This is a genomic window from Streptomyces cirratus (genome assembly GCF_014650775.1).
In the GTDB taxonomy this organism is placed as follows: Bacteria; Actinomycetota; Actinomycetes; order Streptomycetales; family Streptomycetaceae; genus Streptomyces; species Streptomyces cirratus.
Window position 1 is genome coordinate 159,395 of record NZ_BMVP01000006.1, and the last position, 24,825, is coordinate 184,219.

Consider the following 24,825-nt stretch of genomic DNA (forward strand, 5'->3'; position numbering starts at 1 on the left):
GCCCTCACGGGCGGACCGGGGCTCCCCCGCACGCACTACTCCGCGTCGTCCTCGGGACCCTCGTCGTTCGACACCGCATCGGCCTGCGCCGCCGCCGGTACGTCCGCCTCCAGCAGCCGCGCCAGCTGCCGGCCGCGGATCCGCTTGAACTTGCGCTGCTGCGGCCGCGTCCGGTCCAGCACGGCGACCTCCAGCCGCTCCGCCGGAATCGACTTGTCCGCACCGTTCGCCTGACTGGACAGCGCCTGCACCGCCAGCTTCAACGCCTCGGACAGCGTCATCCCGTCCTGGTGCCGCTGGTCCAGGAACGTACTGATCTGCTCGGCGTTGCCGCCGACCGCGACCGAACCGTGCTCGTCCACGATCGACCCGTCGTGCGGCAACCGGTAGATCTGGTCCCCCGCGGCCGTCGCACCGACCTCCGCCACGACCAGCTCCACCTCGTACGGCTTCTCACCCGCACTGGAGAAGATGGTGCCCAGCGTCTGCGCGTACACGTTCGCCAGCCCACGGGCCGTCACGTCATCACGGTCATAGGTGTACCCGCGCAGATCCGCGTACCGCACACCACCGATCCGCAGGTTCTCGTACTCGTTGTACTTGCCGGCGGCCGCGAAGCCGATCCGGTCATAGATCTCGCTGAACTTGTGCAGCGCACGGGACGGGTTCTCCCCGACGAACACGATGCCGTCGGCATACTGCAGCACGACGAGGCTGCGACCGCGGGCGATGCCCTTCCGGGCGTATTCCGCCCGGTCGGCCATGGCCTGCTGGGGTGACACATAGAACGGAGTCGACACCGGCTGTCCGTCCCTTTCTTCCGGTTCCTACGGGGCGACGGATGGTCAGAGCAGGGCGGCGCGCGGGCCGTCCGGCTGCTCGAGCCGACGGTTGGTGACCGTACGGGCGATTTCCTGCGACTCGTCGTCGCTCAGCCTGCGGAAACCCTCATCGGTGATGACGGTGACGATGGGATAGATGTGACGGTAAAGGTCGGGGCCACCCGTCGCCGAGTCGTCGTCGGCGGCGTCGTACAGCGCCTGCACGACCAGCGTGGTGGCCTGTTCCTCCGTCAGGTCCGGCCGGAACAGCTTCTTCATCGAGCCCTTGGCGAAGATCGAACCGGAACCGGTGGCGGCGAACCCGTGCTCCTCGGAGCGTCCGCCGGTCACGTCGTAGGAGAAGATCCGACCCTTCTCCTTGGCCTCGTCGTACCCGGCGAACAGCGGCACGACGGCCAGCCCCTGCATCGCCATCCCCAGATTGCTCCGGATCATGGTGGAGAGCCGGTTCGCCTTGCCCTCCAGGGAGAGGGTCGTCCCCTCCACCTTCTCGAAGTGCTCCAGCTCCAGCTGGAACAGCTTCACCATCTCCACGGCGAGACCGGCCGTACCGGCGATGCCGACGGCGGAGTACTCGTCGGCCGGGAACACCTTCTCGATGTCCCGCTGCGCGATCATGTTCCCCATGGTCGCCCGCCGGTCACCGGCGAGCACGACCCCGCCGGGGAAGGTGGCGGCCACGATGGTCGTCCCGTGCGGCGCCTCGACGATCCCCTCCGGCAACCTCCGGTTGCCGGGCAGCATCTCGGGCGAGTGCGCCCCGAGGAAGTCCATGAAGGACGAGGACCCCGGCGTCAGGAAGGCTGCCGGTAGACGCCCCGTGCCAAGATTGTTGGCTTCCACGCGTTTCCCTCCAGGTATGAGATGGCCCGCTGGATGGTGCCGGGATCATCTCCCAACAGTCCGATAGCCGTATTGCAGTTGAAGCAAAGTACGCCCCGGACCTTACCCGTCCGATGACAGTGATCAACCTGCGCGAAGCGCCGTTGCAGTGGGTCCGGATGTGCCCGCCGGGAGCGCAGGCCCGATGCGGCTTTCCCTCACCGCACCGGGCGCACCGCTTCGTCGGCTCCAGCCTGACCGCTCCCCTTCAACACCTTCGAATCGAAGGCAGATAGGCTCTACTGCCCACCCTTTTGAACGAAGGACCGCACGAAGTCCTCGGCGTTCTCCTCAAGGACATCGTCGATCTCGTCAAGTACCGAGTCGACGTCGTCGGAGAGCTTCTCCTGACGTTCCTTAAGGTCGGTCGATTCCTCGACCGCCGCCTCCTCGACCTCCTCGGTCGAGCGCGTCGCCTTCTGCTGTCCGCCGCCGGTGTCCTTGGTCGCCATGTCTACCTCACCCCGCTCGGTTCGCACGCTCACGTCGAGTGGTCCCGGACCGGGACCCCTCCCAAGATCAGACCTTATGCCGGACCCTACAAGGAGGGTCCGACATCCGTCCCCGCACTTTCACAACGTCCGGGTGTTCCCATGATTCCCAAAACGGGGCCCTTTCAGCCCCCGTCCGGGGTCCGGAAAGCGTCCGGCGCCTGCTCAGCGCCCCGACAGCACCCGCACCAGGTCCTCCGCCGTGCGGCAGCGGTCCAGGAGCTCCTTCACGTGCGCCCGCGTCCCCCGCAGCGGCTCCAGCGTGGGAACGCGCTGGAGGGAGTCGTGGCCCGGGAGGTCGAAGATCACCGAGTCCCACGAGGCCGCCGCCACGTCGTCCGCGTACTGCTCCAGGCACCGGCCCCGGAAGTAGGCGCGGGTGTCCTCGGGAGGCTTGCCCTCCGCCCGCTCCACGGCCGGCTCCTCCAGCAGCCGCTTCATCTTGCCGCGGGCGGCCAGGCGGTTGTACAGGCCCTTCTCGGGGCGTACGTCCGCGTACTGGAGGTCCACCAGGTGCAGCCGGGCCGCGTCCCAGTCGAGTCCGTCGCGCCTGCGGTAGCCCTCCAGCAGTTCCAGTTTCGCGACCCAGTCCAGCTCGCCCGACAGGCTCATGGGGTCGGTCTCCAGCCGGCCCAGGACATCCTCCCACCGAGTGAGGACGTCCTTGGTCTGCTCGTCGGCGTCCGTCCCGAACCGCTCGTCGACGTACTTGCGCGCCAGCTCGAAGTACTCCATCTGGAGCTGCACCGCGGTGAGTGTCCGGCCGCTGCGCAGCGTGATCAGGTGGTGGAGGCCGTGGTCGTGGGAGACCTGGTGGAGGGTGCGTACGGGCTGGTCGACGGCGAGGTCGACGTTGATGAACTGGTCTTCGATCATGGAGAGGACCAGTGCGGTCGTGCCGAGCTTGAGGTAGGTGGAGATTTCCGAGAGGTTGGCGTCTCCGATGATCACATGGAGCCGGCGGTACTTCTCGGCGTCGGAGTGCGGCTCGTCGCGGGTGTTGATGATGGGGCGCTTGAGGGTGGTCTCCAGGCCGACCTCGACTTCGAAGTAGTCGGCGCGCTGGCTGATCTGGAAGCCGTGGTCGCGGCCGTCCTGGCCGATGCCGACGCGTCCGGCGCCGGTGACGACCTGGCGGGAGACGAAGAAGGGGGTGAGGTGGCGCACGATGTCGGAGAAGGGGGTTTCCCGCTTCATCAGGTAGTTCTCGTGCGTGCCGTAGGAGGCGCCCTTGTTGTCGGTGTTGTTCTTGTAGAGGTGGATGGGCTGCGCGCCGGGGAGCTGGGCGGCGCGTTCGGCGGCCTCGGCCATGATCCGTTCGCCGGCCTTGTCCCAGAGCACGGCGTCGAGGGGGTTGGTGACCTCGGGGGAGCTGTATTCGGGGTGGGCGTGGTCGACGTAGAGCCGGGCGCCGTTGGTGAGGATGACGTTGGCGAGGCCGATGTCCTCGTCGGTCAGCTGGCTGTTGTCGGCGGCCTCGCGGGCGAGGTCGAAGCCGCGGGCGTCCCGCAGCGGATTCTCTTCCTCGAAGTCCCAGCGGGCACGGCGTGCCCGGTGCATCGCCGCCGCGTAGGCGTTGACGATCTGGGACGAGGTGAGCATGGCATTGGCGTTCGGGTGGCCCGGGACGGAGATCCCGTACTCCGTCTCGATCCCCATTACTCGCCGTACGGTCATGCGGCCCTCCTTGCCCGGCGGCGCTCCCGGCCGGGAGCGGCGCTCAAGTACCGCTGGTGCTCCGATGCGTCGTGTGCGGCGTCCGTCCCCGCACTGCTTGACCTGCGGTACGGAAGAGCCTAGAACCACTCCGCGCTGGTGGGGAGATCATTTCGGTCATTGAATTTGTCCTGCCACCGGCTGGAAAAGCAGTCGGTAAAGCAGTCGGCTGCGGGTGCCCCGGTGGGGGCACCCGCAGCCGCCCCGCTTTGTCAGAGGTACTGACCGGTGTTTGCCACCGTGTCGATGGAGCGTCCCGTGTCCGCGCCTTGCTTTCCGGTGACGAGGGTGCGGATGAATACGATCCGCTCGCCCTTCTTTCCGGAGATCCGGGCCCAGTCGTCGGGGTTGGTGGTGTTGGGCAGGTCCTCGTTTTCCTTGAACTCGTCCACGCAGGCCTGGAGGAGGTGGGCGACCCTCAGGCCCTTCTGGTTGTGTTCGAGGAAGGCCTTGATCGCCATCTTCTTGGCCCGGTCCACGATGTTCTGGATCATGGCTCCGGAGTTGAAGTCCTTGAAGTAGAGGACTTCCTTGTCGCCGTTGGCGTACGTGACCTCGAGGAAGCGGTTTTCCTCGGTTTCGGCGTACATCTGCTCGACGACGGTCTGGATCATGCTGTGGACGGTGCCGGCCGTGGAGCCCTGGTGTTCGGACAGGTCGTCCGCGTGCAGGGGCAGCGAGGCCTTGAGGTACTTGGCGAAGATGTCCTTCGCGGCCTCGGCGTCCGGGCGCTCGATCTTGATCTTCACATCGAGGCGGCCGGGGCGCAGGATGGCCGGGTCGATCATGTCCTCGCGGTTGGAGGCGCCGATGACGATGACGTTCTCCAGGCCTTCCACGCCGTCGATCTCGGCGAGGAGCTGGGGGACGATGGTGTTCTCCACGTCCGAGCTGACGCCGGATCCGCGGGTGCGGAAGAGGGATTCCATCTCGTCGAAGAAGACGATGACGGGGGTGCCTTCGCTCGCCTTCTCGCGTGCACGCTGGAAGACGAGGCGGATGTGCCGCTCGGTCTCGCCGACGTACTTGTTGAGGAGTTCGGGGCCCTTGATGTTCAGGAAGTAGGACTTCCCGGCGGGCTGACCGGTCACCTCGGCGACCTTCTTGGCAAGGGAGTTGGCCACCGCCTTGGCGATGAGCGTCTTGCCGCAGCCGGGGGGGCCGTAGAGCAGGATGCCCTTCGGCGGGCGCAGTTCGTGCTCCTTGAAGAGGTCCGGGTAGAGGTAGGGGAGCTCGACGGCGTCGCGGATCAGTTCGATCTGGTCGCCCAGGCCGCCGATCTTGTCGTAGTCGATGTCCGGGACCTCTTCGAGGACGAGGTCTTCGACCTCGCTCTTGGGGACCACTTCGTAGACGTAGCCGGAGCGGGGTTCGAGGAGCAGGGCGTCGCCGGGGCGGATGGTGATGTCCAGGAGCGGCTCGGCGAGCCTCACCACCCTTTCCTCGTCGGTGTGCCCGATGACCAGGGCGCGCTCGCCGTCCTCGAGGATCTCCTTGAGGGTGACGATGTCCCCGGCGCGCTCGAATTCCATCGCTTCGACCACGTTGAGTGCTTCGTTGAGCATGACCTCCTGGCCGCGCCGGAGGTCTTCCGGCTCGACGCTGGGGCTCACGTTCACGCGGAGCTTGCGGCCGCCGGTGAAGATGTCGACGGTGCCGTCCTCATTGGCTTGCAGGAAGACACCGAAGCCGGCCGGCGGCTGGGCGAGCCGGTCGACTTCCTCCTTGAGGGCCACGATCTGGTCGCGGGCCTCACGGAGGGTGTTCGCCAGTCGTTCGTTCTGTGCGGATACGCCGGCCAGATTCGTCTGGAGCTCGATGATCCGCTCTTCGAGAATCCTCGTGTGACGCGGTGAGTCGGCGAGCTTGCGTCGCAGGACGGCGATTTCCTGCTCGAGATAGGCAACCTGGCCAGCGGGGTCCTCGGACCCTCGCCCGGGCCGGATGCCGCGGTTGATGTCGTCGTCGTGGGCTGCCACGGTCCTCACCTCCTCCAAGGGGAGCTGGACGCTTCCTGACCCTACCTGGGCTGGTGGTGATTGAAACCCCTAGATCACAAAGACGGTAGAGGTGTGTCCGATCTTCACCCTTGCGTACTCCCTCTCGCCAGGGAAATACCCACCCAGCAGCATCGGAAAGCAGCCGGTTGTAAGGTCGAAGCGTTCAACACCCGTCAGGGCCCGCGCGACTTGTCGCGAGTTGTGACCGGGGTGGATCACTCAGTGCAGGGAACGGCAGGAGATATGACCGTGCAGCAGGAGGCTCCCACGAGCGGCGCCGGCGAGGCCGAGGCGTCGCTGGAGGTGTGGATCGACCAGGACCTGTGCACCGGCGACGGCATCTGCGTGCAGTACGCCCCGGAGGTGTTCGAGCTGGACATCGATGGTCTGGCGTACGTGAAGAGTGCCGAGGACGAGCTTCTCCAGGACCCGGGGGCGACCACTCCGGTTCCGCTGACGCTGCTCCAGGACGTGGTCGATTCGGCGAAGGAATGCCCGGGTGACTGCATTCACGTCCGCCGCGTTTCGGACCGGGTCGAGGTGTACGGCCCTGACGCCGAGTGACGGTTCAAACGCTTCCGGGACGTGAGTCGGTAAGCTCCTGGCGGAATTTTCCGCCCGTCCAGCGCCACTTGGCGAGCTGTCTGGTGTCGGGGCTGTAGCGCGGGACCGCCGGTGAGGAGTAGCCGAGGAGACTCGCCGTCACGGTGCGGTCACTGATGGTGAGGTCCGTGGCCGTCTGGCGTCGTCCGGCTTCGAGCAAGGTGGCCACGACGCGTGGCGGGGCGCCTTTCGCCTTGTCCTGGGTCAGGACGTAGATGGCGTGCGGCGGGGTGCCGGAGCCGGCGTCGCAGCGGACGGCGGCCACGGTTTCCGGGCGGTCGTCGCCGTCGAGGTCTCCCTGGGCGGTGGCCGTGACCGCTTGCGGGACGCCCTTGCAGTCCAGCGGGTAGGTGACGGCGTGTGCGTCGGGGGCGGCCGCCGGGGGGCCGGCGGCGGCTGCCGCGGTGGCGGTGACGGGGGTGCCGGTCGCGGGTTCCGGCTGGAGGAGGCCCGCTGCCGCGATGACGGCGGCCATGGCGGTGGCCGTGGCGACCCAGTGGAGGGGACCGGCGCCACCGTGGGCCAGGGTGTCCAGTGTGAGGGCCGGCTCGGTGGGGCTGTGCAGCACGCGGGGTGTCTCCTGTGCGAAGGGTGACGCGGTGCCAGCATCGTGCCACACCTCACACCAGGGTGGAACGGGCGGGTCCGGACGGATGCGGCGAAGTCCGTCCGGCCGCCCCCCGTCAACGAAAAGGCGCTGTGGCGCAGTTCCCGATCCGGTCGGGGAACTGCGCCACAGCGCCTTCGTGTTGGGTCTGCGCCGGGGTGGGCGCGGGCCGGTGGGTCAGTCGCGGTCCGCGCCGCGGCTCTGGCTGCCCGGGCCCTCGTAGTCCTCGCCGTAGGCGCCCTTGGAGGGGCGGCGGCGGCGCATCGGGGGCTCGACGCCGTCCGCGAGGCGGCGGGCGGTGACCAGGAAGCCGGTGTGGCCGATCATGCGGTGGTCCGGCCGGACGGCGAGGCCTTCGACGTGCCAGTTGCGGATCATCGATTCCCACGGCTGCGGTTCGGCGTAGCAGCCGAACTCGCGGATGGACTCGACGGTGCGCGAGAGCTGGGTGGTGGTGGCCACGTAGCAGCAGAGGATGCCGCCGGGGACGAGGGCCTTGGAGACGGCCTCCAGGCACTCCCAGGGGGCGAGCATGTCGAGGATCACGCGGTCGACGTCGGTGTCGGACAGGTTGTCCTGGAGGTCGCCGACGGTCAGCTGCCACGCCGGGTGGGGGCCGCCGAAGTAGCGCTCGACGTTGGCGGTGGCGATCTCGGCGAAGTCCGCGCGGCGCTCGTAGCTGTGGAGCATGCCCTGGTCGCCGATGGCGCGCAGCAGGAAGCTGCTGAGGGAGCCGGAGCCCACGCCGGCTTCCACGACGCGCGCGCCGGGGAAGATATCGGCGAAGGCCAGGATCTGGCCGGCGTCCTTGGGGTAGACCACGGCGGCACCGCGGGGCATGGACAGGACATAGTCGGGGAGCAGGGGGCGCAGCGCGAGGTACGCGACGTTCCCCGTGGTACGGACAACACTGCCTTCGGGAGCACCGATCAGCTCGTCGTGGGGGAAGGAACCCTTGTGGGTGTGGAAATTCTTCCCGGCTTCGAGCGTGAAGGTGTAGTGGCGGCCCTTGGGGTCGGTGAGCTGAACCTGGTCCCCGACCTCGAAGGGCCCGCGTCGGCGGGCGGCACCGGTCGGTTCGGACATGTGACCAGTGTATTGGGTTCAGGACTGGGGCCGCGCCATGGCCTTCACGAAGGCCTTTTCGACGTCCGTGGTGGACAGGACCCCGTAGATCCCGCCGTCGGGTTCGATGACGAGGTATTCGGTGGCGGGGGTGGCGCGGAGGTGGTCGAGGAGTTCTTCGCCGGCGAGCTCCGCTGAAACCTTCATGCCGTGGGTGAGGTCCTGGGAGAGGGTGCTGACGGCGATCCAGGGGCGGCGGTGTTCGGGGACGGAGGCGATGGCGGTCTCGCGGACGATGGCGGTGGGGTCCCCGTGGCCGTCGACGACGACGAGGGCGCGTGCTCCGGCTTCGTTGGCGCGGCGGAGGGCTTCGGAGAGGGGGGTGGCGTTCTCGACGGGGATCGCGCGGCGGGTCAGGGCGCGGGCCTGGAGTTCGGGCAGGTGCTCGCGCAGGCGGGCCATGCGCAGGCTGTTGCCGGCGCCGGTCCAGATGATGGCGGCGAGGATCGCGGCGAGGAGGGCGTCCATGACGGTGTCCATGCCGCCGATTTCCTGGCTGCGGTTGCCGAGGAGTCCGGTCTGGGTGACGAGGGGCAGGCCGATGAGGACGGTGACGGCGAGGCCGCGGCCGACCCAGGCGGCGGCGACGGTGCCTGCCATGGGTTTTCCGGTGACGCCCCAGATGAGGGCGCGGAGCATGCGCCCGCCGTCGAGGGGGAGGCCGGGGAGCAGGTTGAAGGCGGCGACGAGGAGGTTGGAGATCATGAGGCCGGCGAGGAGGACGCCGGGGACGGTGGGGGCGTCGACGGCCTCCATGCCGAGGTAGAAGGCTCCGGCGAGGAGGAGGGACAGCAGGGGGCCGACGGAGGCGAGGACGAATTCGCGGGTGGGGGTTTCGGCTTCCTTCTCGATTTCCGAGACTCCGCCGAAGAACTGGAGGCGGATGCGGCGGACGGGGAGGCTGAAGCGCAGGGCGGCCACGGTGTGCGCGAGTTCGTGGACGAGAACCGAGGCGTAGAAGGCGACGGCGAAGAAGAGGGAGACGAGGTAGCGGGCCGGTCCGAGTTCGGGCAGGACGCGGTCGAGCTGGTTGCCGAAGACCCAGGTGATGAGGGCGGCGACGAGGAACCAGCTGGGCGAGACGTAGACGGGTACGCCGAAGGGGCGGCCCATGAGGAGTCCGCCCCCCGGGTCGGAGCGCTTGGGTGCGCGCTCTCCGGTTTCGTCGGTGTCTGGCACGGCTGTCCTTCGTTCGGTGCTGTCCGGTGGGGCGGTTCCGCCGGTGGTGTGCGGGGCGTTGTGCGGGTGCGTGGTGGGGCGGTAGCGCGGTGTGATGCTCTGATCATGCAGTGCGAGGGGGCTCGGAGTCGATGGTATGCGCGTGCTGTCGGTGGCGGGTCGTAGGGTTTTACGCATGACGACGAGCCCCGGTCCTGTTCCTGGTGTGGCTGCTGCCGATGACGTTGCCGCGCCCGATGGGGCGGGTGGCGCGGTGCGGCCCGCTTCGCTGTCGCCTTCGCGGGCGAGTGATTTCATGCGCTGTCCGTTGCTGTACCGGTTCCGCGTGATCGACAAGCTGCCGGAGAAGCCGAGTGCGGCGGCGACGCGGGGGACGCTGGTGCACGCGGTGCTGGAGCGGCTGTTCGATCATCCCGCGCAGGAGCGGACGGCGCCGCGGGCGAAGGCGTTGATCCCGGGGCAGTGGGACCGGCTGCTGGAGGCGAAGCCGGAGCTGACGGAGCTGTTCCCCGCGGGTGATGAGGGAGAAGGTCTGGCGCGTTGGCTGACGGAGGCCGAGGCACTGGTGGAGCGGTGGTTCACGCTGGAGGACCCGACGCGGCTGGAGCCGGTGGAGCGGGAGTTCTTCGTGGAGACGGAGCTGGAGTCGGGGCTGCGGCTGCGCGGGATCATCGACCGGGTGGACGTCGCGCCGACGGGCGAGGTCCGGATCGTGGACTACAAGACGGGCAAGGCGCCGCGGCCGGAGTACGCGGAGGGCGCGCTGTTCCAGATGAAGTTCTACGCGCTGGTGGTGTGGCGGTTGAAGGGGGTGGTGCCGCGGCGGCTGCAGCTGGTGTACCTGGGCAGTGGGGACGTGCTGACGTACGACCCGGTGGTGGCGGACCTGGAGCGGGTGGAGCGCAAGCTGCTGGCGTTGTGGGACGCGATCGTCGAGGCGACGGAGACGGGTGAGTGGCGGCCGCGGCCGACGAAGCTGTGCGGGTGGTGTGATCACCGGGCGGTGTGTCCGGAGTTCGGTGGTACTCCCCCGGCCTATCCCCTCGTGATCGTCCCGAGGACCCAGGCGGAGGCGGAGGGGGCGGGACCGGGGGGATCGTGATCGCCGGGCCAGGGCACAATGGGCAGCCCGCCCGTCGAAGCCGCCGTTCGAAGATGAGGTACCCCCGTGGCGATCCGCGTCCTGCTGGTGGATGACCAGCCGCTCCTGCGCACCGGATTCCGGATGATCTTGGAGGCGGAGCCGGACCTGGCGGTGGTCGGTGAGGCCGGGGACGGCCTCCAGGCGCTGGACCAGGTGCGGGTGCTGCAGCCCGACGTGGTGCTGATGGACATCCGGATGCCGCGGATGGACGGGGTGGAGGCGACGCGGCAGATCACGGGGCCGGGCCGGGACGGCCCGGCGAAGGTCCTGGTGCTGACCACGTTCGATCTGGACGAGTACGTGGTGGAGGCGCTGCGGGCGGGTGCGAGCGGGTTCCTGCTCAAGGACGCTCCCGCGAACGAGCTGGTGCAGGCGATCCGGGTGGTGGCGGGCGGCGAGGCGATGCTGGCGCCGAGCATCACGCGGCGGCTGCTGGACAAGTACGCGGAGCATCTGCCGTCGGGGGCCGACAGCGTCCCGGACACCTTGGGCACGCTGACGGAGCGTGAGGTGGAGGTGTTGAAGCTGGTGGCCCGTGGGCTGTCGAACGCGGAGATCGCGGCGGACCTGTTCGTGAGCGAGACCACCGTGAAGACGCACGTGGGGCACGTGCTGACGAAGCTGGGCCTGCGCGACCGCGTGCAGGCCGCCGTGTACGCGTACGAGAGCGGTCTGGTGCGTCCGGGGGCGCAGCAGTAGTCCCGGGGACCCAGTGGTAACGGCGACGGGCCGGCGGCCGCGTGGTGCGGCTGCCGGCCCGTCGGCACGTCTCAGCCCTTGCTTATCTCCCAGAAACGGAAGACGGTCGAGGCGTCGAGCGACCACTGGAGGCCGGTCACGTTCTGGCGGGTGACCGCGTACTGCTTGCCCTGCCAGAGCGGCAGGATCGGGATCTCGTCGGCGACGATGTCCTGGAGCCGGGTGAATTCGGCGGTGGCGGCGGTGCGGTCGGACTTCGCGGAGGTCGAGGGGATGATGGTCCCGCTGATCTCCTTGTTGTCGTAGTTGTTGTGCAGGACGTTGTCCGGGCCGAAGAACGGCTGGGTGAAGTTGTCGGCGTCCGGGTAGTCGGGCACCCAGCCCTTCACGTAGACGCCGTACTTGCCGGCTTCGATGTCCTTCTCGTACTGGTCGAACGCCACCGACTTCACGTCGGCGTCGAAGAGGCCGCTGTCGTTGAGCTGCTTGGCGATGAGCTGGAGTTCCTGGTCGGTGGCCGGCCCGTAGCGGGTGGGCGTCGAGTACAGGGTGATCTTCACCTTGTCCTTGACGTTGGCGGCGCGCAGGACGTTCTTGGCCTTCTCCAGCTGGGGGGTGCCGCCGTAGCGCTCGAAGAAGGCGGTGTTGTGGGAGGCGATGCCGGCGGGGACGATCGAGTACAGGGAGGTGGCGGTGCCGTCGTAGACCTCCTTGATGATCGCTTCGCGGTCCACGAGGTAGGCGATGGCCTTGCGGATGGGGAGCTTTCCGGCGACCGGGTCGTTCATGTTGAAGACGAGGTGCTGGACTTCCGCGCCGGTGCCCTGGACGACTTCGACCTTCTGCTCGCCGGCCTTGTTGGCGAGGCTGGCGATGTCCTTGGCGGCGAGGCCGCGGAAGGCGAAGTCGACGTCACCGCTTTCGAGGACCTTCTTGAGCGCGGCCTGGTCGTCGTTGAAGAACTTCAAGGTGACGCCGGTGTTCTTCGGCTTGGCCTTGCCGCTGTAGGAGTCGTTGACCGAGAAGTTGGCGCTCTTGTCGCTGATGGAGTCGAGCTTGTAGACGCCGGAGCCGACGGCCTTGCCGTCCGTGCGGAGCTTGTCGGCCGGGTACTGGGTGTGGTCGACGATGGCGCCGGCGCCGGCCGCGATCTTGCTGGGGAAGGTCGCGTCGGAGGTCTTGAGGCGGAAGACGACGGTCTTCTCGTCGGGGGCCTCGATGCCGGCGATGGAGCCGAGCATGACGGCCGGGCCGTTGGCGTCATTGATCTTCAACGTGCGCTCGAAGGAGTACTTGACGTCCTTGGAGGTGAGGGTGTCGCCGTTGCTGAACTTGAGCCCGGCGCGCAGGACGCACTTGTAGACCTTGCTGTCCGCGCCTTCGAAGCCGCAGCTCTGGGCGGCGTCGGGTTCGGGCGTGTTGCCGCCCTTGGGGAAGGTCAGCAGGGACTGGAAGACGTTGTTGAACAGGAGCCAGGAGCCCGGGTCGTAGCCCGACGCGGGGTCGGTGGACTTCACCTTGTCGGATATCCCCATGACAACGCCCTTGCCGCTGCCCGCGGCCGAGCCATCCTGCGAACCGCAACCGCTCAGCAGCGCGGCGGCGGTTGCGGCGCCGAGCGGGGCTGCCAACCACTGGTTACGTCTCATCACGCGAACGTCCTTCACAGTCGTACTGTTTCGTTGCCCCGGCCTGCGGCACCCGCTGCCGGTTGGTGCCTTGCTCAGCCGCTGACGCCCCGGCCGAGTTCCCACAGCTGGAGGTCGGAGATGGCGTTGACCGACCATTCCACCCCGGTGATCTCGTCGCGTGCGGCGACGTACTGCTTGCCCTGCCACAGGGGCAGGACGGGGACGTCGTCGGCGACGATGTCCTGCATCTCCTTGAACGCGGGTGCGGCGACCGTGCGGTCGGCCGCGCGCCGCGATTCGGGGATGAGCCGGGTGCGTACGGCGGCGTTGGCGTACGGCGTGCCCAGGAAGTTGTCCTGCTCCAGGAACGGGGCGAGGAAGTTGTCGGCGTCCGGGTAGTCGGGGAACCAGCCGAGCCCGTAGGCGGCGTAGTCGCCCTTCTTCTGCGCGGGCCGGTAGTCGGCCCAGTCGTTGCCCTGGACGGTGATGTCGAACAGTTGGGTGGAGTTCAGCTGGGCCTTGAGTTCCTCGAACTCGGCGGCGGTGCCGTCACCGTAGTGGTCGGTGGTGTAGTTGAGGGTGAGCTTGACGGGGGTCTTGATCCCGGCGTTCTTCAGCAGGTCGGCGGCCTTGGCGGTGTTGGCCTCGCCGTACTTGTTGAAGAAGGAGTTCACGTGGCCCGTGACGCTGGTGGGGACCAGGGAGTACAGGGGCTGTGCGGCCTTCCCGTAGACCTTGGAGATCAGGGCGTTGCGGTCGACGGCCGCGGCGAGGGCCTGGCGGACGGCCTTGTCCTTGACGGCGGGGGCGTCGGTGTTGAAGCCGAGGTAGCGGATTTCCAGGCCGGGCAGCGGGACGAGCTTGACGGCCTTGGGCGGGTTCGCGGAGAGCTCGGCGATCTGGGTGGGCGACAGGGTGCGGGAGACGACGTGCACCGAACCGCCGCGCAGGGCCTTGCCCATGCTCTCGGAGTCGGCGAAGGAACGCAGTTCGACCTTGTCGTTCTGGAGCTTGATGTCGCCCTTGTAGTGCGGGTTCTTGGTGAAGACCGCGCGGACGAGCTGGTTGCCCTTGACTTCGGCCTTCATCGTGTAGGGGCCGGAGCCGTCGACGGCGAAGCCGGGGCGCAGCTTCTTCGCGTCGTAGTCCTTGGCGCTGACGATGCCGGCGGCCGGGGTGGAGAGCTTGTACGGGAACGTCGCGTCGGCGGTCTTGAGGTGGAAGACGACGGTGTCGGCGCCCTGGGCCTCGACGGTGTCGATGGTGGAGAGCAGCGAGGACGGGCCGTTCTCCGCCTTGATCGCGAGGACGCGGTCGATGGAGAACTTGACGTCCTTGGCCGTCAGCGGGTCACCGCCGGCGAAGGTGAGCCCGGGGCGCAGCGTGCAGCGGTAGCTCTCGTTGCCGGTGTCGGTGAAGCGGCAGTCGGAGGCTGCTTCGGGGACGGGCTGGCCGCCGCCGCGCGGGGTGCGCATCAGCGTCTGGACGGTCTGGCGCAGGACGTTCCAGGCACCGGCGTCGTAGGCGTAGGCGGGGTCGAAGGGGGCGGGGGCGTAGTCGGCGGTTTCGAACCGGTCGGTGGTACCGACGACGATCGCCCCGGTTCCCGCTCCTCCTCCGCTCGCGCTGCCGCAGGCGGACAGCGCGGGGGTGAGCAGGCCTATCGCGGCCGTCAGCACCATGGTCTTGCGGTTCATGCTGGAAGTACTCCCTCACCCGGCACTTGCTCAAAGCGGCGTAGAGGGCACATCGCGACGGTCGCCCGTTCAGGGCGGAACGATCGGGCCGGTGTGTGACGATCGGTCCACGCGGTACCGGCACAGGGGTGTGTCTCCGGTACTGCTGAGGTGCGGCGCAGTGCCCGGCGTCGACATTAGTGGCCTGGGACGGGATGGCTGGAACTGGCAGGAGTTGGGGCGTAACCGGACGGTTATGGGCGCGGACTGACCGTTCATCCCAGAGTGGGCGCAGAGGGGGTCAGGAGCTGATCAATCCGGACACAAGGGAACGGTCCAGGGCGTGTGCGAGGGCCCGCCGCGGTTCCGCCGGGTGACCAAGCTCACCCCGGGGCAACTGCGTGACGCGGGATGGAATTTCGGCCTCCGGGGCGCCGCGCGGAAGATCCTCTCGCCGCTCCCCGGTAACGCCTGGTTCTGTTCGGTACGCAGCGTGCGCGTTCAGTTCAGCGGAGTGATGAGCGAGCGCAGGAACGCCAGGTCCACTTCTTCCAGGGAACGCACGATGGTGCGGCCGGGAGCGGCGGGGATCAGACCCACGGAGGGCACGGCGACGACCCGGCAGCCGGCGGCCTCGGCGGCGGCGACCCCGGTGGCGGTGTCCTCGATCACGGCGCAGCGCGAGGGGTGCGCGCCGAGGGCCTGGGCGGCGAGGAGGTAGGGGTCCGGGTGCGGCTTGGTCCGGGGCACCTCGTCGCCGGCGACCGTCATGGTGAAGCGGTCGCGGCCGAGGGTGAGCAGGACCTGGTCGATGACCCGGCGGTGGGACGCGGAGACGAGCGCGGTGGGTACGTTGTGCCGGGCCAGCTCGGCCAGCAGCCGCTCGGCGCCGGGCATCAGGGGCACTTGGTCGGCGATCCGCGCCTCGAAGCGCTCGTTGAGGAGCACGCTGAGCTCGGCGAGGCCGATGGCCGCGCCGGTGGACTCGATCAGGAAGGCGGCGCTGCGGCTCATGGGCCCGCCGACGACGATGTCGCGCCAGGTCTCCTCCAGCCGGTGGCCCAGCTCGCGGAAGATCTCCTCCTCGATCTCCCACCAGAACCCCTCGGTGTCGACGAGGGTGCCGTCCATGTCCAGCAGTACCGCCTGCAGGGCCGAACCGTCGGTCGTACGGGTGACGGCGGCTGGAACGGTGCTGGTCATGCGCACACCTCTCACAAGGGACGAGAAGGCCGGTCACCTCGCTCCTCGGGGACATGCCCGGGGGAACAGGTGACCGGCCTGTATGGGACCGACCAGTGTACGCCGGTCCGCGTCAGCGTGCGTTGAAATACTTCGCTTCGGGGTGGTGAATGACGATGGCGTCGGTGGACTGCTCCGGATGGAGCTGGAACTCCTCCGAGAGGTGGACGCCGATGCGCTCCGGCTGGAGCATGTCGGCGATCTTGGCCCGGTCCTCCAGGTCGGGGCAGGCGCCGTAGCCCAGCGAGAAGCGTGCGCCCCGGTACTTGAGGTCGAACATGTCCTCGACCTTGGCCGGGTCCTCGCCGCCGAAGCCGAGCTCGGCGCGGACACGGGCGTGCCAGTACTCGGCGAGGGCCTCGGCGAGCTGGACGGACAGGCCGTGCAGTTCCAGGTACTCGCGGTAGGAGTCGGACTCGAACAGCTTGGCGGTGGCCTCGCCGATCTTCGAGCCCACGGTGACCACCTGGAGGCCGACGACGTCGGTCTCCCCCGACTCCTCCGGGCGGAAGAAGTCGGCCAGGCACAGGCGCCGGCCGCGGCGCTGGCGCGGGAAGGTGAAGCGGGTCCGTTCGTTGCCCTGTTCGTCCAGGATGATCAGGTCGTCGCCCTTGGACACGCAGGGGAAGTAGCCGTAGACGACGGCCGCTTCGAGCAGGTTCTCGGTGTGCAGCTTCTCCAGGAGGCCGCGCAGCCGCGGACGGCCCTCGGACTCGACGAGCTCCTCGTACGTCGCTCCCCCGGCGCGGGCCTGCTTGAGGCCCCACTGGCCCTTGAACAGCGCGCCCTCGTCCAGCCAGGAGGCGTAGTCCTTGAGCGGGATGCCCTTGACGACGCGGGTGCCCCAGAACGGCGGGGTCGGGACCGGGTTGTCGACGGCCACGTCGGAACGGCCGCCCGGCTCCTCGGGCTCCTCCACCTGGATCAGCGGAGTGTCCCGCTTGGGGACGCGGCGCTGCTTGAGCGGGGGCAGTTCCGCGCCCGGGACGCCGCGCTTGACGGCGATGAGGGCGTCCATGAGGCGCAGGCCCTCGAAGGCGTCGCGGGCGTAGCGGACTTCGCCCTCGTAGATCTCGTGGAGGTCCTGTTCGACGTAGGCGCGGGTCAGGGCCGCGCCGCCGAGGATGACCGGGTAGTCGGCCGCCAGCTTGCGCTGGTTGAGCTCCTCCAGGTTCTCCTTCATGATCACGGTGGACTTGACGAGCAGGCCGGACATGCCGATCACGTCGGCCTTGTGTTCCTGCGCGGCTTCAAGGATCGCGGAGACGGGCTGCTTGATGCCGATGTTGACGACGTTGTAGCCGTTGTTGGTCAAGATGATGTCGACGAGGTTCTTGCCGATGTCGTGGACGTCGCCGCGGACGGTGGCGAGCACGATGGTGCCCTTGCCGTCGTCATCGGTCTTCTCCATGTGCGGTTCCAGGTACGCGACCGCAGTCTTCATCACCTCGGCCGACTGCAGGACGAACGGCAGCTGCATCTGGCCGGAGCCGAACAGCTCGCCGACGACCTTCATGCCCTCCAGCAGGGTGTCGTTGACGATGTCCAGGGCCGGACGGGTTTGCAGGGCCTCGGCGAGGTCGTCCTCCAGGCCGTTCTTCTCCCCGTCGATGATGCGGCGCTGGAGCCGCTCGTCCAGGGGCAGCGCGAGGAGCTCCTCGGCGCGGCCGTCCTTCATCGACTTGGTGTTGACGCCCTCGAAGAGCGCCATCAGCTTCTGCAGCGGGTCGTAGTCCCCGTCGCGCCGGTCGTAGATCAGGTCCAGGGCGGTGGTGACCTGCTCCTCGTCGAAGCGGGCGATCGGCAGGATCTTCGAGGCGTGGACGATCGCCGAGTCCAGGCCGGCCTTGACGCACTCGTCGAGGAAGACGGAGTTCAAAAGGACGCGGGCGGCCGGGTTGAGACCGAAGGAGATGTTGGACAGGCCCAGCGTGGTCTGCACGTCGGGGCGGCGCCGCTTGAGTTCGCGGATCGCCTCGATCGTCGCGATGCCGTCCTTGCGGGACTCCTCCTGACCCGTGCAGATGGTGAAGGTGAGGGTGTCGATGAGGATGTCCGACTCGTTGATCCCCCAGTTGCCGGTCAGGTCCTCGATCAGCCGCTCGGCGATCGCCACCTTGTGCTCGACGGTGCGGGCCTGGCCCTCCTCGTCGATGGTCAGCGCGATCAGCGCCGCGCCGTGCTCGCGCGCCAGGGCGGTCACCTTCGCGAACCGGGACTCGGGGCCGTCCCCGTCCTCGTAGTTCACCGAGTTGATGACCGCGCGGCCGCCCAGCTTCTCCAGACCCGCCTGGATCACGGGAACCTCGGTGGAGTCCAGCACGATCGGCAGCGTCGACGCCGTGGCGAAGCGGCCGGCCAGCTCCTTCATGTCGGCGACGCCGTCGCGGCCCACGTAGTCCACGCACAGGTCGAGCATGTGCGCGCCTTCACGGATCTGGTCGCGGGCCATCTCCACGCAGTCGTCCCAGCGGGCCTCCAGCATCGCCTCGCGGAACTTCTTGGAGCCGTTGGCGTTCGTCCGCTCGCCGATCGCCATGTACGAGGTGTCCTGGCGGAACGGCACGGTCTGGTACAGCGAGGACGCGCCCGGCTCGGGCTGCGGCCGCCGCTCGGCCGGGGCCAGGCCGCGCACCCGCTCCACGACCTGGCGCAGGTGCTCGGGGGTGGTGCCGCAGCAGCCGCCGACCAGCGACAGGCCGTACTCGCGGACGAAGGTCTCCTGCGCGTCGGCGAGCTCGGGGGCCGTCAGCGGGTAGTGCGCCCCGTTCTTGCCCAGCACCGGCAGGCCCGCGTTGGGCATGCAGGACAGCGGGATCCGCGCGTTGCGGGCCAGGTAGCGCAGGTGCTCGCTCATCTCGGCCGGGCCCGTCGCGCAGTTCAGGCCGATCATGTCGATGCCGAGCGGCTCCAGCGCCGTCAGCGCCGCACCGATCTCCGAACCCAGCAGCATCGTGCCGGTCGTCTCGACGGTGACCGAGCAGATCACGGGCACGGACACGCCGAGCGCCTCCATCGCGCGCCGCGCACCGATGATCGAGGACTTGGTCTGCAGGAGGTCCTGGGTCGTCTCCACCAGCAGGGCGTCCGCGCCTCCGGCGAGCAGGCCCTCGGCGTTGGTCTGGTAGGCGTCGCGGATCGTCGCGTAGTCGATGTGGCCCAGCGTCGGCAGCTTGGTGCCCGGCCCCATGGAACCCAGCACCCAGCGCTGCTGCCCCGTCTTCGCCGTGTACTCGTCCGCCACCTCGCGGGCGATGCGGGCGCCGGACTCCGACAGTTCGAAGTTGCGGCCGGCGATGTCGTACTCGGCCAGGGCCGCGAAGTTCGCGCCGAAGGTGTTGGTCTCCACGCAGTCCACGCCGACGGAGAAGTACGCCTCGTGGACGGAGCGCACGATGTCGGGGCGCGTCACGTTCAGGACCTCGTTGCAGCCTTCCAGCTGCTGGAAGTCCTCCATCGTCGGATCCTGCGCCTGGAGCATGGTCCCCATGGCTCCGTCGGCGACGACCACCCGGGTCGCGAGCGCCTCTCGGAGGGCATCGGCCCGTGTCTGGGTATCTGCGGGCGGGTTCGGCAACGAGGCCATGGTCAAGCTCCCTGGGGTGCGACGGCTGTCGGCTTTGCGCCCTCGCTGTGTCAAGGGCGCACGCGGCCAGGGTAACCGCGCGCACCGGGACCCGGTGGGGTTGTCCCACGTGGCGGACTGCATTCTTTGGCCTGACTCCAGCACGGCTCCAGCCGGCCGTCCGGCACGCGGGTGTCACCAAGCGTTCCCCGGGCATGCACAAGGTCGACATCGGCCGATAGTGTTCAGCATTGTCGAACTAGGTCAGCAGGAGGCTGCACGATGGCACGGAACATCCAGTCGCTCGAACGAGCCGCTGCGATGCTGCGGCTCCTGGCGGGCGGCGAGCGCCGGCTGGGCCTGTCGGACGTGGCCGGTGCGCTGGGGCTCGCCAAGGGGACGGCGCACGGCATCCTGCGCACCCTCCAGGCCGAGGGTTTCGTGGAGCAGGACCCGGCCTCCGGGCGCTACCAGCTCGGCGCGGAGCTGCTGCGCCTGGGCAACAGCTACCTGGACGTGCACGAGCTGCGGGCCCGGGCGCTGGTGTGGACGGACGACCTGGCGCGGGCGAGCGGCGAGAGCGTGTACGTGGGCGTGCTCCACAAGAGCGGGGTGCTGATCATGCACCACGTGTTCCGCCCGGACGACAGCCGGCAAGTGCTGGAGGTGGGCGCCATGCAGCCGCTGCACTCCACGGCCCTGGGCAAGGTGCTGTCGGCGTACGACCCGGTGGCGCACACGCAGGCGGTCGAGGTGGAGCGGGAGGCGTTCACGCCCCGTACGGTCACCGACGCGGCCGGCTTCGAGGAGGTCCTGGACCTGACCCGGGCGCGCGGCTGGGCCTGCGACGTGGAGGAGACCTGGGAAGGCATCGCCTCGGTGGCCGCCCCCATCCACGACCGGCGCAAGATGCCGGTCGGCGCGGTGGCGGTCGCGGGAGCCGTGGAGCGGGTCTGCGGGGAGTCCGCAGAGCCCCGGGCGAGCCTGGTCGCCTCGGTACGGGACTGCGCGCGGTCGGTTTCGCGCGACCTCGGCGCAGGCCGGTTCTGACCTTGCTTTGATGCGTCCAGGGGCCGCTCAAGCCCCCACATGGCCGCATTATGTCTTTTTTCGCCCAGCGGTTGGCTGGTTTTGGTGGATCGAACCGGCTGGTAACGATCCGGATCTGTGACCTGCCGGACCCTTGACGCAATCTTCACCCGGGCGGAAAACTGCCGTTCATCGGTCGGCATTGTCGAACACCTACCGGCAATACGCGTTAGGGTATGGCGAGGCCAAGGACCGGTGCAGCACTCACCGAGTGCGGTGGGCCACCGGAGGGACCCGGTGGTCCGCCCACCCCCTGGACGTAAGACAAAGGAGTCGCGGGTGTCCAGCTCCGACATCTTCATCGGCGAGACCATCGGTACCGCCCTGCTCACGCTGCTCGGCGGTGGCGTCTGCGCCGCCGTCACGCTCAAGAGCTCCAAGGCCCGCAACGCGGGATGGCTCGCGATCACCTTCGGCTGGGGTTTCGCCGTCCTGATCGCCGCGTACGTGTCCGCGCCCCTGTCCGGCGCGCACCTCAACCCGGCGGTCACCCTCGGCATAGCCGTCAAGACCGGCGAGTGGGGCGACGTGCCGGTCTACCTCGCCGGCCAGCTGCTCGGCGCCATGCTCGGCGCGGTCCTGATGTGGGCCACCTACTACGGACAGTTCCGGGCGCACCTGGCGGACCCGGAGCACATCCGTGACGCCAAGCTCGGCCCCGAGGACCCGCACCCGCACGACGTGGCCGGCCCGGTGCTGGGGATCTTCTCCACCGGCCCCGAGATCCGCAACGTCGTCCAGAACCTGATCACCGAGATCATCGGCACCGCCGTCCTGGTCCTGGCCATCTTGACCCAGGGCCTCCAGGACGACGGCAAGGGCCTCGGCGTCATCGGCGTCCTGATCACCTCCTTCGTGGTCGTCGGCATCGGCCTCTCCCTCGGCGGCCCGACCGGCTACGCCATCAACCCGGTGCGCGACCTCGGTCCCCGCATCGTGCACGCCCTGCTGCCGCTGCCCAACAAGGGCGGCTCGGACTGGGGATACTCCTGGATCCCGGTCGTCGGCCCGCTCGTCGGTGCCGCCGTCGCCGGTGGTCTGTACAACATCGCGTTCGTCTGATCAGCATCGGCACGTATCGCAAGATCCGCACCGCCCCCTGATTCCGCCAACCAGAGCCGCCAGGAGCAGCCACCATGACCAGCAGCACCGGCCCCTTCATCGCCGCGATCGACCAGGGCACCACCTCCTCCCGCTGCATCGTCTTCGACCGCGACGGCCGCATCGTCGCCGTCGACCAGAAGGAGCACGAGCAGATCTTCCCGAAGCCGGGCTGGGTCGAGCACGACGCCGCCGAGATCTGGGCCAACGTCCAGGAGGTCGTCGCCGGCGCCATCGCCAAGGCGGAGATCACGGCCGCCGACGTCAAGGCCGTCGGCATCACCAACCAGCGCGAGACCACGCTCCTGTGGGACAAGAACACCGGCGAGCCGGTGCACAACGCGTTGGTCTGGCAGGACACCCGCACCGACGTCCTGTGCAAGGAGCTCGGCCGCAACGTCGGCCAGGACCGCTTCCGCCGCGAGACGGGCCTTCCGCTCGCCTCGTACTTCGCCGGTCCCAAGGTCCGCTGGCTGCTCGACAACGTCGAGGGCCTGCGCGAGCGCGCCGAGGCCGGCGACATCCTCTTCGGCACCATGGACTCCTGGGTCATCTGGAACCTGACCGGCGGGGCCCAGGGCGGCGTGCACGTCACCGACGTCACGAACGCCTCGCGCACCATGCTGATGAACCTCCACACGCTGGAGTGGGACGAGCGCATCGCGGAGTCCATGGAGGTCCCCCTCAACGTCCTCCCCGAGATCCGCTCCTCCGCCGAGGTCTACGGCCACGTCAAGGAAGGCGTGCTCGCCGGCGTGCCGGTCGCCTCGGCGCTCGGTGACCAGCAGGCCGCCCTCTTCGGCCAGACCTGCTTCTCCGAGGGCGAGGCGAAGTCCACGTACGGCACCGGCACGTTCATGCTGATGAACACCGGTGACAAGATCATCAACTCGTACAGCGGCCTGCTGACCACCGTCGGCTACCAGATCGGCGAGGACAAGCCGGTCTACGCCCTCGAAGGCTCCATCGCCGTCACCGGCTCGCTCGTCCAGTGGATGCGCGACCAGATGGGCCTGATCAAGTCGGCCGCCGAGATCGAGACGCTGGCCTCCTCCGTCGAGGACAACGGCGGCGCCTACTTCGTGCCCGCCTTCTCCGGCCTGTTCGCCCCGTACTGGCGCTCCGACGCCCGCGGTGTGATCGCCGGCCTCACCCGGTACGTCACCAAGGCGCACATCGCCCGTGCCGTGCTGGAGGCCACCGCCTGGCAGACCCGCGAGATCACCGACGCCATGACCAAGGACTCGGGCGTCGAGCTCGCCGCCCTCAAGGTCGACGGCGGCATGACCTCCAACAACCTGCTGATGCAGACCCTCTCGGACTTCCTGGACGCCCCCGTGGTGCGCCCGATGGTCGCCGAGACCACCTGCCTCGGCGCCGCCTACGCCGCCGGCCTGGCCGTCGGCTTCTGGCCCGACACCGACGCCCTGCGCGCCAACTGGCGCCGTGCGGCGGAGTGGACCCCGCGGATGCCCGCCGAGCAGCGGGACCGCGAGTACAAGAACTGGCTCAAGGCCGTCGAGCGGTCCATGGGCTGGATCGACGACGAAGACGCCAGCTGACCGCATTCAGCTGAGTCAATCGACGAGGAGCTAAGAGATATGAGCACCCTGCAGAGCGTTCCCGCACTGGGTTCGCACCCGACCGCCGGCTCCAACGCGAGCCGCGCCGAGACCCGTGAGCAGCTGGCGAAGGCCACGTACGACCTGCTGGTCATCGGCGGTGGAATCCTGGGCACGTCCGTGGCCTGGCACGCCGCGCAGTCGGGTCTGCGGGTTGCCATGGTGGACGCCGGCGACTTCGCCGGCGCCACCTCCTCGGCCTCCTCCAAGCTGGTCCACGGCGGTCTGCGCTACCTGCAGACCGGCGCGGTCAAGCTGGTCGCGGAGAACCACCACGAGCGCCGGGTACTGGCCAAGGACGTGGCCCCGCACCTGGTCAACCCGCTCACCTTCTACCTGCCGGTCTACAAGGGCGGCCCGGTCGGCGCCGCGAAGCTGGGCGCGGGCGTCTTCGCGTACTCGGCCCTGTCGGCCTTCGGTGACGGCATCGGCAAGGTGATATCGCCGGCCCGCGCCGTCGCCGACAACCCCGGTCTCAAGACCGACAACCTCAAGGCCGTCGCGGTCTACTACGACCACCAGATGAACGACTCCCGCGTCGCCGTGATGACGGTCCGCGCGGCCGTCGAGTCGGGCGCGGTCGTCCTGAACCACGCCGAGGTCACGGGCCTGCGCATGACGCGCGGCCGGGTCAGCGGCGCCGAGCTCAAGGACCGCCTGGACGGCACCGAGTTCGGGGTCGACGCACGCGTCGTGCTCAACGCCACCGGCCCGTGGGTGGACCACCTGCGGCGCATGGAAGACAAGCACGCGATGCCGTCGATCCGCCTGTCCAAGGGCGCGCACATCGTGATGAAGCGCAAGTCGCCGTGGAAGGCCGCCATGGCCACCCCGATCGACAAGTACCGCATCACCTTCGCCCTTCCGTGGGAGGACCAGCTCCTGCTCGGCACGACCGACGAGGCCTACGAGGGCGACCCCGCGGACGTGCGCGCCACCGAGTCCGACATCAGCCAGATCCTCGACGAGGCGGCCTTCTCGGTGAAGGACGCGGACCTGGACCGCTCGCTGATGACGTACGCCTTCGCGGGCCTTCGGGTGCTGCCCGGCGGACCCGGCGGCGTCGAGAAGGCCAAGCGCGAGACGGTGGTCTCCGAGGGCGCCGGCGGCATGCTGTCGGTGGCCGGCGGCAAGTGGACCACGTACCGCCACATCGGCCGCGTGGTGATGGACAAGCTGGCGAAGCTGCCCGGCAGCCCGCTGACCGAGGACATGGAGCCGGTGAAGTCGCTGGTGCGCCGCGTCCCGCTGCCCGGTGTCGCCAACCCCAACGCGGTCGCGCACCGGCTGCTCGTGGACCGGGAGCCCGGCACGCGGATGGACCCGCTGACCGCCCGGCACCTGGCCTCGCACTACGGCTCGCTGGCCTTCGACATCGCCCGTCTGGCGAACGAGGACCCGGCGCTGGCCGAGCGCATCCACCCCGACGGGCCGGAGATCTGGGCACAGGTCGCGTACGCCCGTGACAACGAGTGGGCCGAGACGGTCGACGACGTGCTGCGCCGCCGTACGACGGTGACCGTCCGCGGCCTGGACAGCGCCGAGGTCCGCAGCCGCGTCGAGGAGATGCTGGGCCGCAAGCCGTAGCCGTCACGGCGGTGGGGAAGAGGG

At 68.9% G+C, this 24,825-nt stretch carries 19 protein-coding genes and 1 pseudogene; 7 read left to right on the top strand and 13 right to left on the bottom strand.

The annotated features are described in order from the left end of the window. Nucleotides 1–35: 35 nt before the first annotated feature. The 6 genes and pseudogenes from prcA to arc form a co-directional block, all read right to left on the bottom strand. Nucleotides 36–800, bottom strand: a complete 765-nt coding sequence (gene prcA / locus IE207_RS18115; protein WP_136211123.1) for a proteasome subunit alpha — start codon at nt 798–800, stop codon at nt 36–38. 45 nt (nt 801–845) lie between these two features. Beyond that, nucleotides 846–1,685, bottom strand: a complete 840-nt coding sequence (prcB, locus tag IE207_RS18120) for a proteasome subunit beta (protein WP_190185272.1) — start codon at nt 1,683–1,685, stop codon at nt 846–848. Beyond that, nucleotides 1,637–1,819: pseudogene (locus tag IE207_RS18125) on the bottom strand (endonuclease domain-containing protein); the annotation flags it as partial. The pseudogene IE207_RS18125 and the gene prcB, both read right to left, overlap by 49 nt. A gap of 144 nt (nt 1,820–1,963) precedes the next feature. Beyond that, nucleotides 1,964–2,176, bottom strand: coding sequence for a ubiquitin-like protein Pup (locus IE207_RS18130; RefSeq protein ID WP_030016348.1), 213 nt, complete (start codon nt 2,174–2,176; stop codon nt 1,964–1,966). 204 nt (nt 2,177–2,380) lie between these two features. Then, complete coding sequence (gene dop, locus IE207_RS18135) at nt 2,381–3,892, bottom strand: depupylase/deamidase Dop (RefSeq protein WP_190185273.1); 1,512 nt, start codon at nt 3,890–3,892, stop codon at nt 2,381–2,383. 251 nt (nt 3,893–4,143) lie between these two features. Next, nucleotides 4,144–5,910, bottom strand: coding sequence for a proteasome ATPase (arc, locus tag IE207_RS18140; RefSeq protein ID WP_190185274.1), 1,767 nt, complete (start codon nt 5,908–5,910; stop codon nt 4,144–4,146). A 264-nt stretch (nt 5,911–6,174) separates the two neighbouring features. Here arc and IE207_RS18145 point away from each other — a divergent pair, with 264 nt between their 5' ends. Continuing rightward, complete coding sequence (locus IE207_RS18145; protein ID WP_190185275.1) at nt 6,175–6,495, top strand: ferredoxin; 321 nt, start codon at nt 6,175–6,177, stop codon at nt 6,493–6,495. Nucleotides 6,496–6,499: 4 nt separating this feature from the next. On the opposite strand, the gene IE207_RS18150 is transcribed toward IE207_RS18145, so the two are convergent. From IE207_RS18150 to IE207_RS18160, 3 genes are all read right to left on the bottom strand, one after another. After that, the gene (locus IE207_RS18150; RefSeq protein WP_373304723.1) at nt 6,500–7,102 is read right to left on the bottom strand and encodes a hypothetical protein; all 603 of its coding nucleotides are present in this window, start codon (nt 7,100–7,102) and stop codon (nt 6,500–6,502) included. A 216-nt stretch (nt 7,103–7,318) separates the two neighbouring features. Then, the gene (locus tag IE207_RS18155; RefSeq protein ID WP_190185276.1) at nt 7,319–8,227 is read right to left on the bottom strand and encodes a tRNA (adenine-N1)-methyltransferase; all 909 of its coding nucleotides are present in this window, start codon (nt 8,225–8,227) and stop codon (nt 7,319–7,321) included. Nucleotides 8,228–8,245: 18 nt separating this feature from the next. After that, on the bottom strand, nt 8,246–9,622 hold the full coding sequence (locus tag IE207_RS18160) for a site-2 protease family protein (protein ID WP_373304724.1): 1,377 nt from the start codon (nt 9,620–9,622) through the stop codon (nt 8,246–8,248). Here IE207_RS18160 and IE207_RS18165 point away from each other — a divergent pair. Then, nucleotides 9,621–10,547 (top strand): RecB family exonuclease, encoded by a 927-nt coding sequence (locus tag IE207_RS18165; RefSeq protein WP_373304725.1) that lies wholly within the window; start codon nt 9,621–9,623, stop codon nt 10,545–10,547. The genes IE207_RS18160 and IE207_RS18165 overlap by 2 nt on opposite strands. Before the next feature lie 66 nt (nt 10,548–10,613). Next, a complete protein-coding gene (locus IE207_RS18170) occupies nt 10,614–11,288 on the top strand; it encodes a response regulator (protein ID WP_190185277.1) in 675 nt (224 codons plus the stop codon). 71 nt (nt 11,289–11,359) lie between these two features. On the opposite strand, the gene IE207_RS18175 is transcribed toward IE207_RS18170, so the two are convergent. From IE207_RS18175 to metH, 4 genes are all read right to left on the bottom strand, one after another. Further along, nucleotides 11,360–12,940, bottom strand: coding sequence for an ABC transporter substrate-binding protein (locus IE207_RS18175; protein ID WP_190185278.1), 1,581 nt, complete (start codon nt 12,938–12,940; stop codon nt 11,360–11,362). A gap of 71 nt (nt 12,941–13,011) precedes the next feature. Further along, on the bottom strand, nt 13,012–14,616 hold the full coding sequence (locus tag IE207_RS18180; RefSeq protein ID WP_190185279.1) for an ABC transporter substrate-binding protein: 1,605 nt from the start codon (nt 14,614–14,616) through the stop codon (nt 13,012–13,014). Between the two features lie 480 nt (nt 14,617–15,096). Further along, on the bottom strand, nt 15,097–15,798 hold the full coding sequence (locus IE207_RS18185; protein WP_190185280.1) for an HAD family hydrolase: 702 nt from the start codon (nt 15,796–15,798) through the stop codon (nt 15,097–15,099). 112 nt (nt 15,799–15,910) lie between these two features. After that, nucleotides 15,911–19,423 carry a methionine synthase gene (gene metH / locus IE207_RS18190; protein ID WP_190185281.1) on the bottom strand — a complete coding sequence of 1,171 codons (3,513 nt, stop codon included), beginning with the start codon at nt 19,421–19,423 and terminating at the stop codon, nt 15,911–15,913. Between the two features lie 261 nt (nt 19,424–19,684). Between metH and IE207_RS18195 the strand changes: the two genes are divergently transcribed. From IE207_RS18195 to IE207_RS18210, 4 genes are all read left to right on the top strand, one after another. Then, entirely contained in the window at nt 19,685–20,452 is a 768-nt protein-coding gene (locus tag IE207_RS18195) for an IclR family transcriptional regulator (RefSeq protein ID WP_190185282.1), read from the top strand. Between the two features lie 318 nt (nt 20,453–20,770). Next, nucleotides 20,771–21,553 carry an MIP/aquaporin family protein gene (locus IE207_RS18200; RefSeq protein WP_190185283.1) on the top strand — a complete coding sequence of 261 codons (783 nt, stop codon included), beginning with the start codon at nt 20,771–20,773 and terminating at the stop codon, nt 21,551–21,553. A gap of 74 nt (nt 21,554–21,627) precedes the next feature. Continuing rightward, the gene (gene glpK / locus IE207_RS18205; protein WP_190185284.1) at nt 21,628–23,154 is read left to right on the top strand and encodes a glycerol kinase GlpK; all 1,527 of its coding nucleotides are present in this window, start codon (nt 21,628–21,630) and stop codon (nt 23,152–23,154) included. A gap of 39 nt (nt 23,155–23,193) precedes the next feature. Next, nucleotides 23,194–24,801 carry a glycerol-3-phosphate dehydrogenase/oxidase gene (locus tag IE207_RS18210; protein ID WP_190185285.1) on the top strand — a complete coding sequence of 536 codons (1,608 nt, stop codon included), beginning with the start codon at nt 23,194–23,196 and terminating at the stop codon, nt 24,799–24,801. The last annotated feature ends 24 nt before the right edge of the window (nt 24,802–24,825 follow it).

Excerpts from the sequence above, each read along its gene's own strand:
- IE207_RS18130 (WP_030016348.1), bottom strand. The coding sequence starts at position 2,176 with ATGGCGACCAAGGACACCGGCGGCGGACAGCAGAAGGCGACGCGCTCG.
- dop (WP_190185273.1), bottom strand. The coding sequence starts at position 3,892 with ATGACCGTACGGCGAGTAATGGGGATCGAGACGGAGTACGGGATCTCC.
- IE207_RS18145 (WP_190185275.1), top strand. The coding sequence starts at position 6,175 with ATGACCGTGCAGCAGGAGGCTCCCACGAGCGGCGCCGGCGAGGCCGAG.
- IE207_RS18155 (WP_190185276.1), bottom strand. The coding sequence starts at position 8,227 with ATGTCCGAACCGACCGGTGCCGCCCGCCGACGCGGGCCCTTCGAGGTC.
- IE207_RS18165 (WP_373304725.1), top strand. The coding sequence starts at position 9,621 with ATGACGACGAGCCCCGGTCCTGTTCCTGGTGTGGCTGCTGCCGATGAC.
- IE207_RS18160 (WP_373304724.1), bottom strand. The coding sequence starts at position 9,622 with ATGCGTAAAACCCTACGACCCGCCACCGACAGCACGCGCATACCATCG.
- IE207_RS18180 (WP_190185279.1), bottom strand. The coding sequence starts at position 14,616 with ATGAACCGCAAGACCATGGTGCTGACGGCCGCGATAGGCCTGCTCACC.
- IE207_RS18185 (WP_190185280.1), bottom strand. The coding sequence starts at position 15,798 with ATGACCAGCACCGTTCCAGCCGCCGTCACCCGTACGACCGACGGTTCG.
- metH (WP_190185281.1), bottom strand. The coding sequence starts at position 19,423 with ATGGCCTCGTTGCCGAACCCGCCCGCAGATACCCAGACACGGGCCGAT.
- IE207_RS18195 (WP_190185282.1), top strand. The coding sequence starts at position 19,685 with ATGGCACGGAACATCCAGTCGCTCGAACGAGCCGCTGCGATGCTGCGG.
- glpK (WP_190185284.1), top strand. The coding sequence starts at position 21,628 with ATGACCAGCAGCACCGGCCCCTTCATCGCCGCGATCGACCAGGGCACC.
- IE207_RS18210 (WP_190185285.1), top strand. The coding sequence starts at position 23,194 with ATGAGCACCCTGCAGAGCGTTCCCGCACTGGGTTCGCACCCGACCGCC.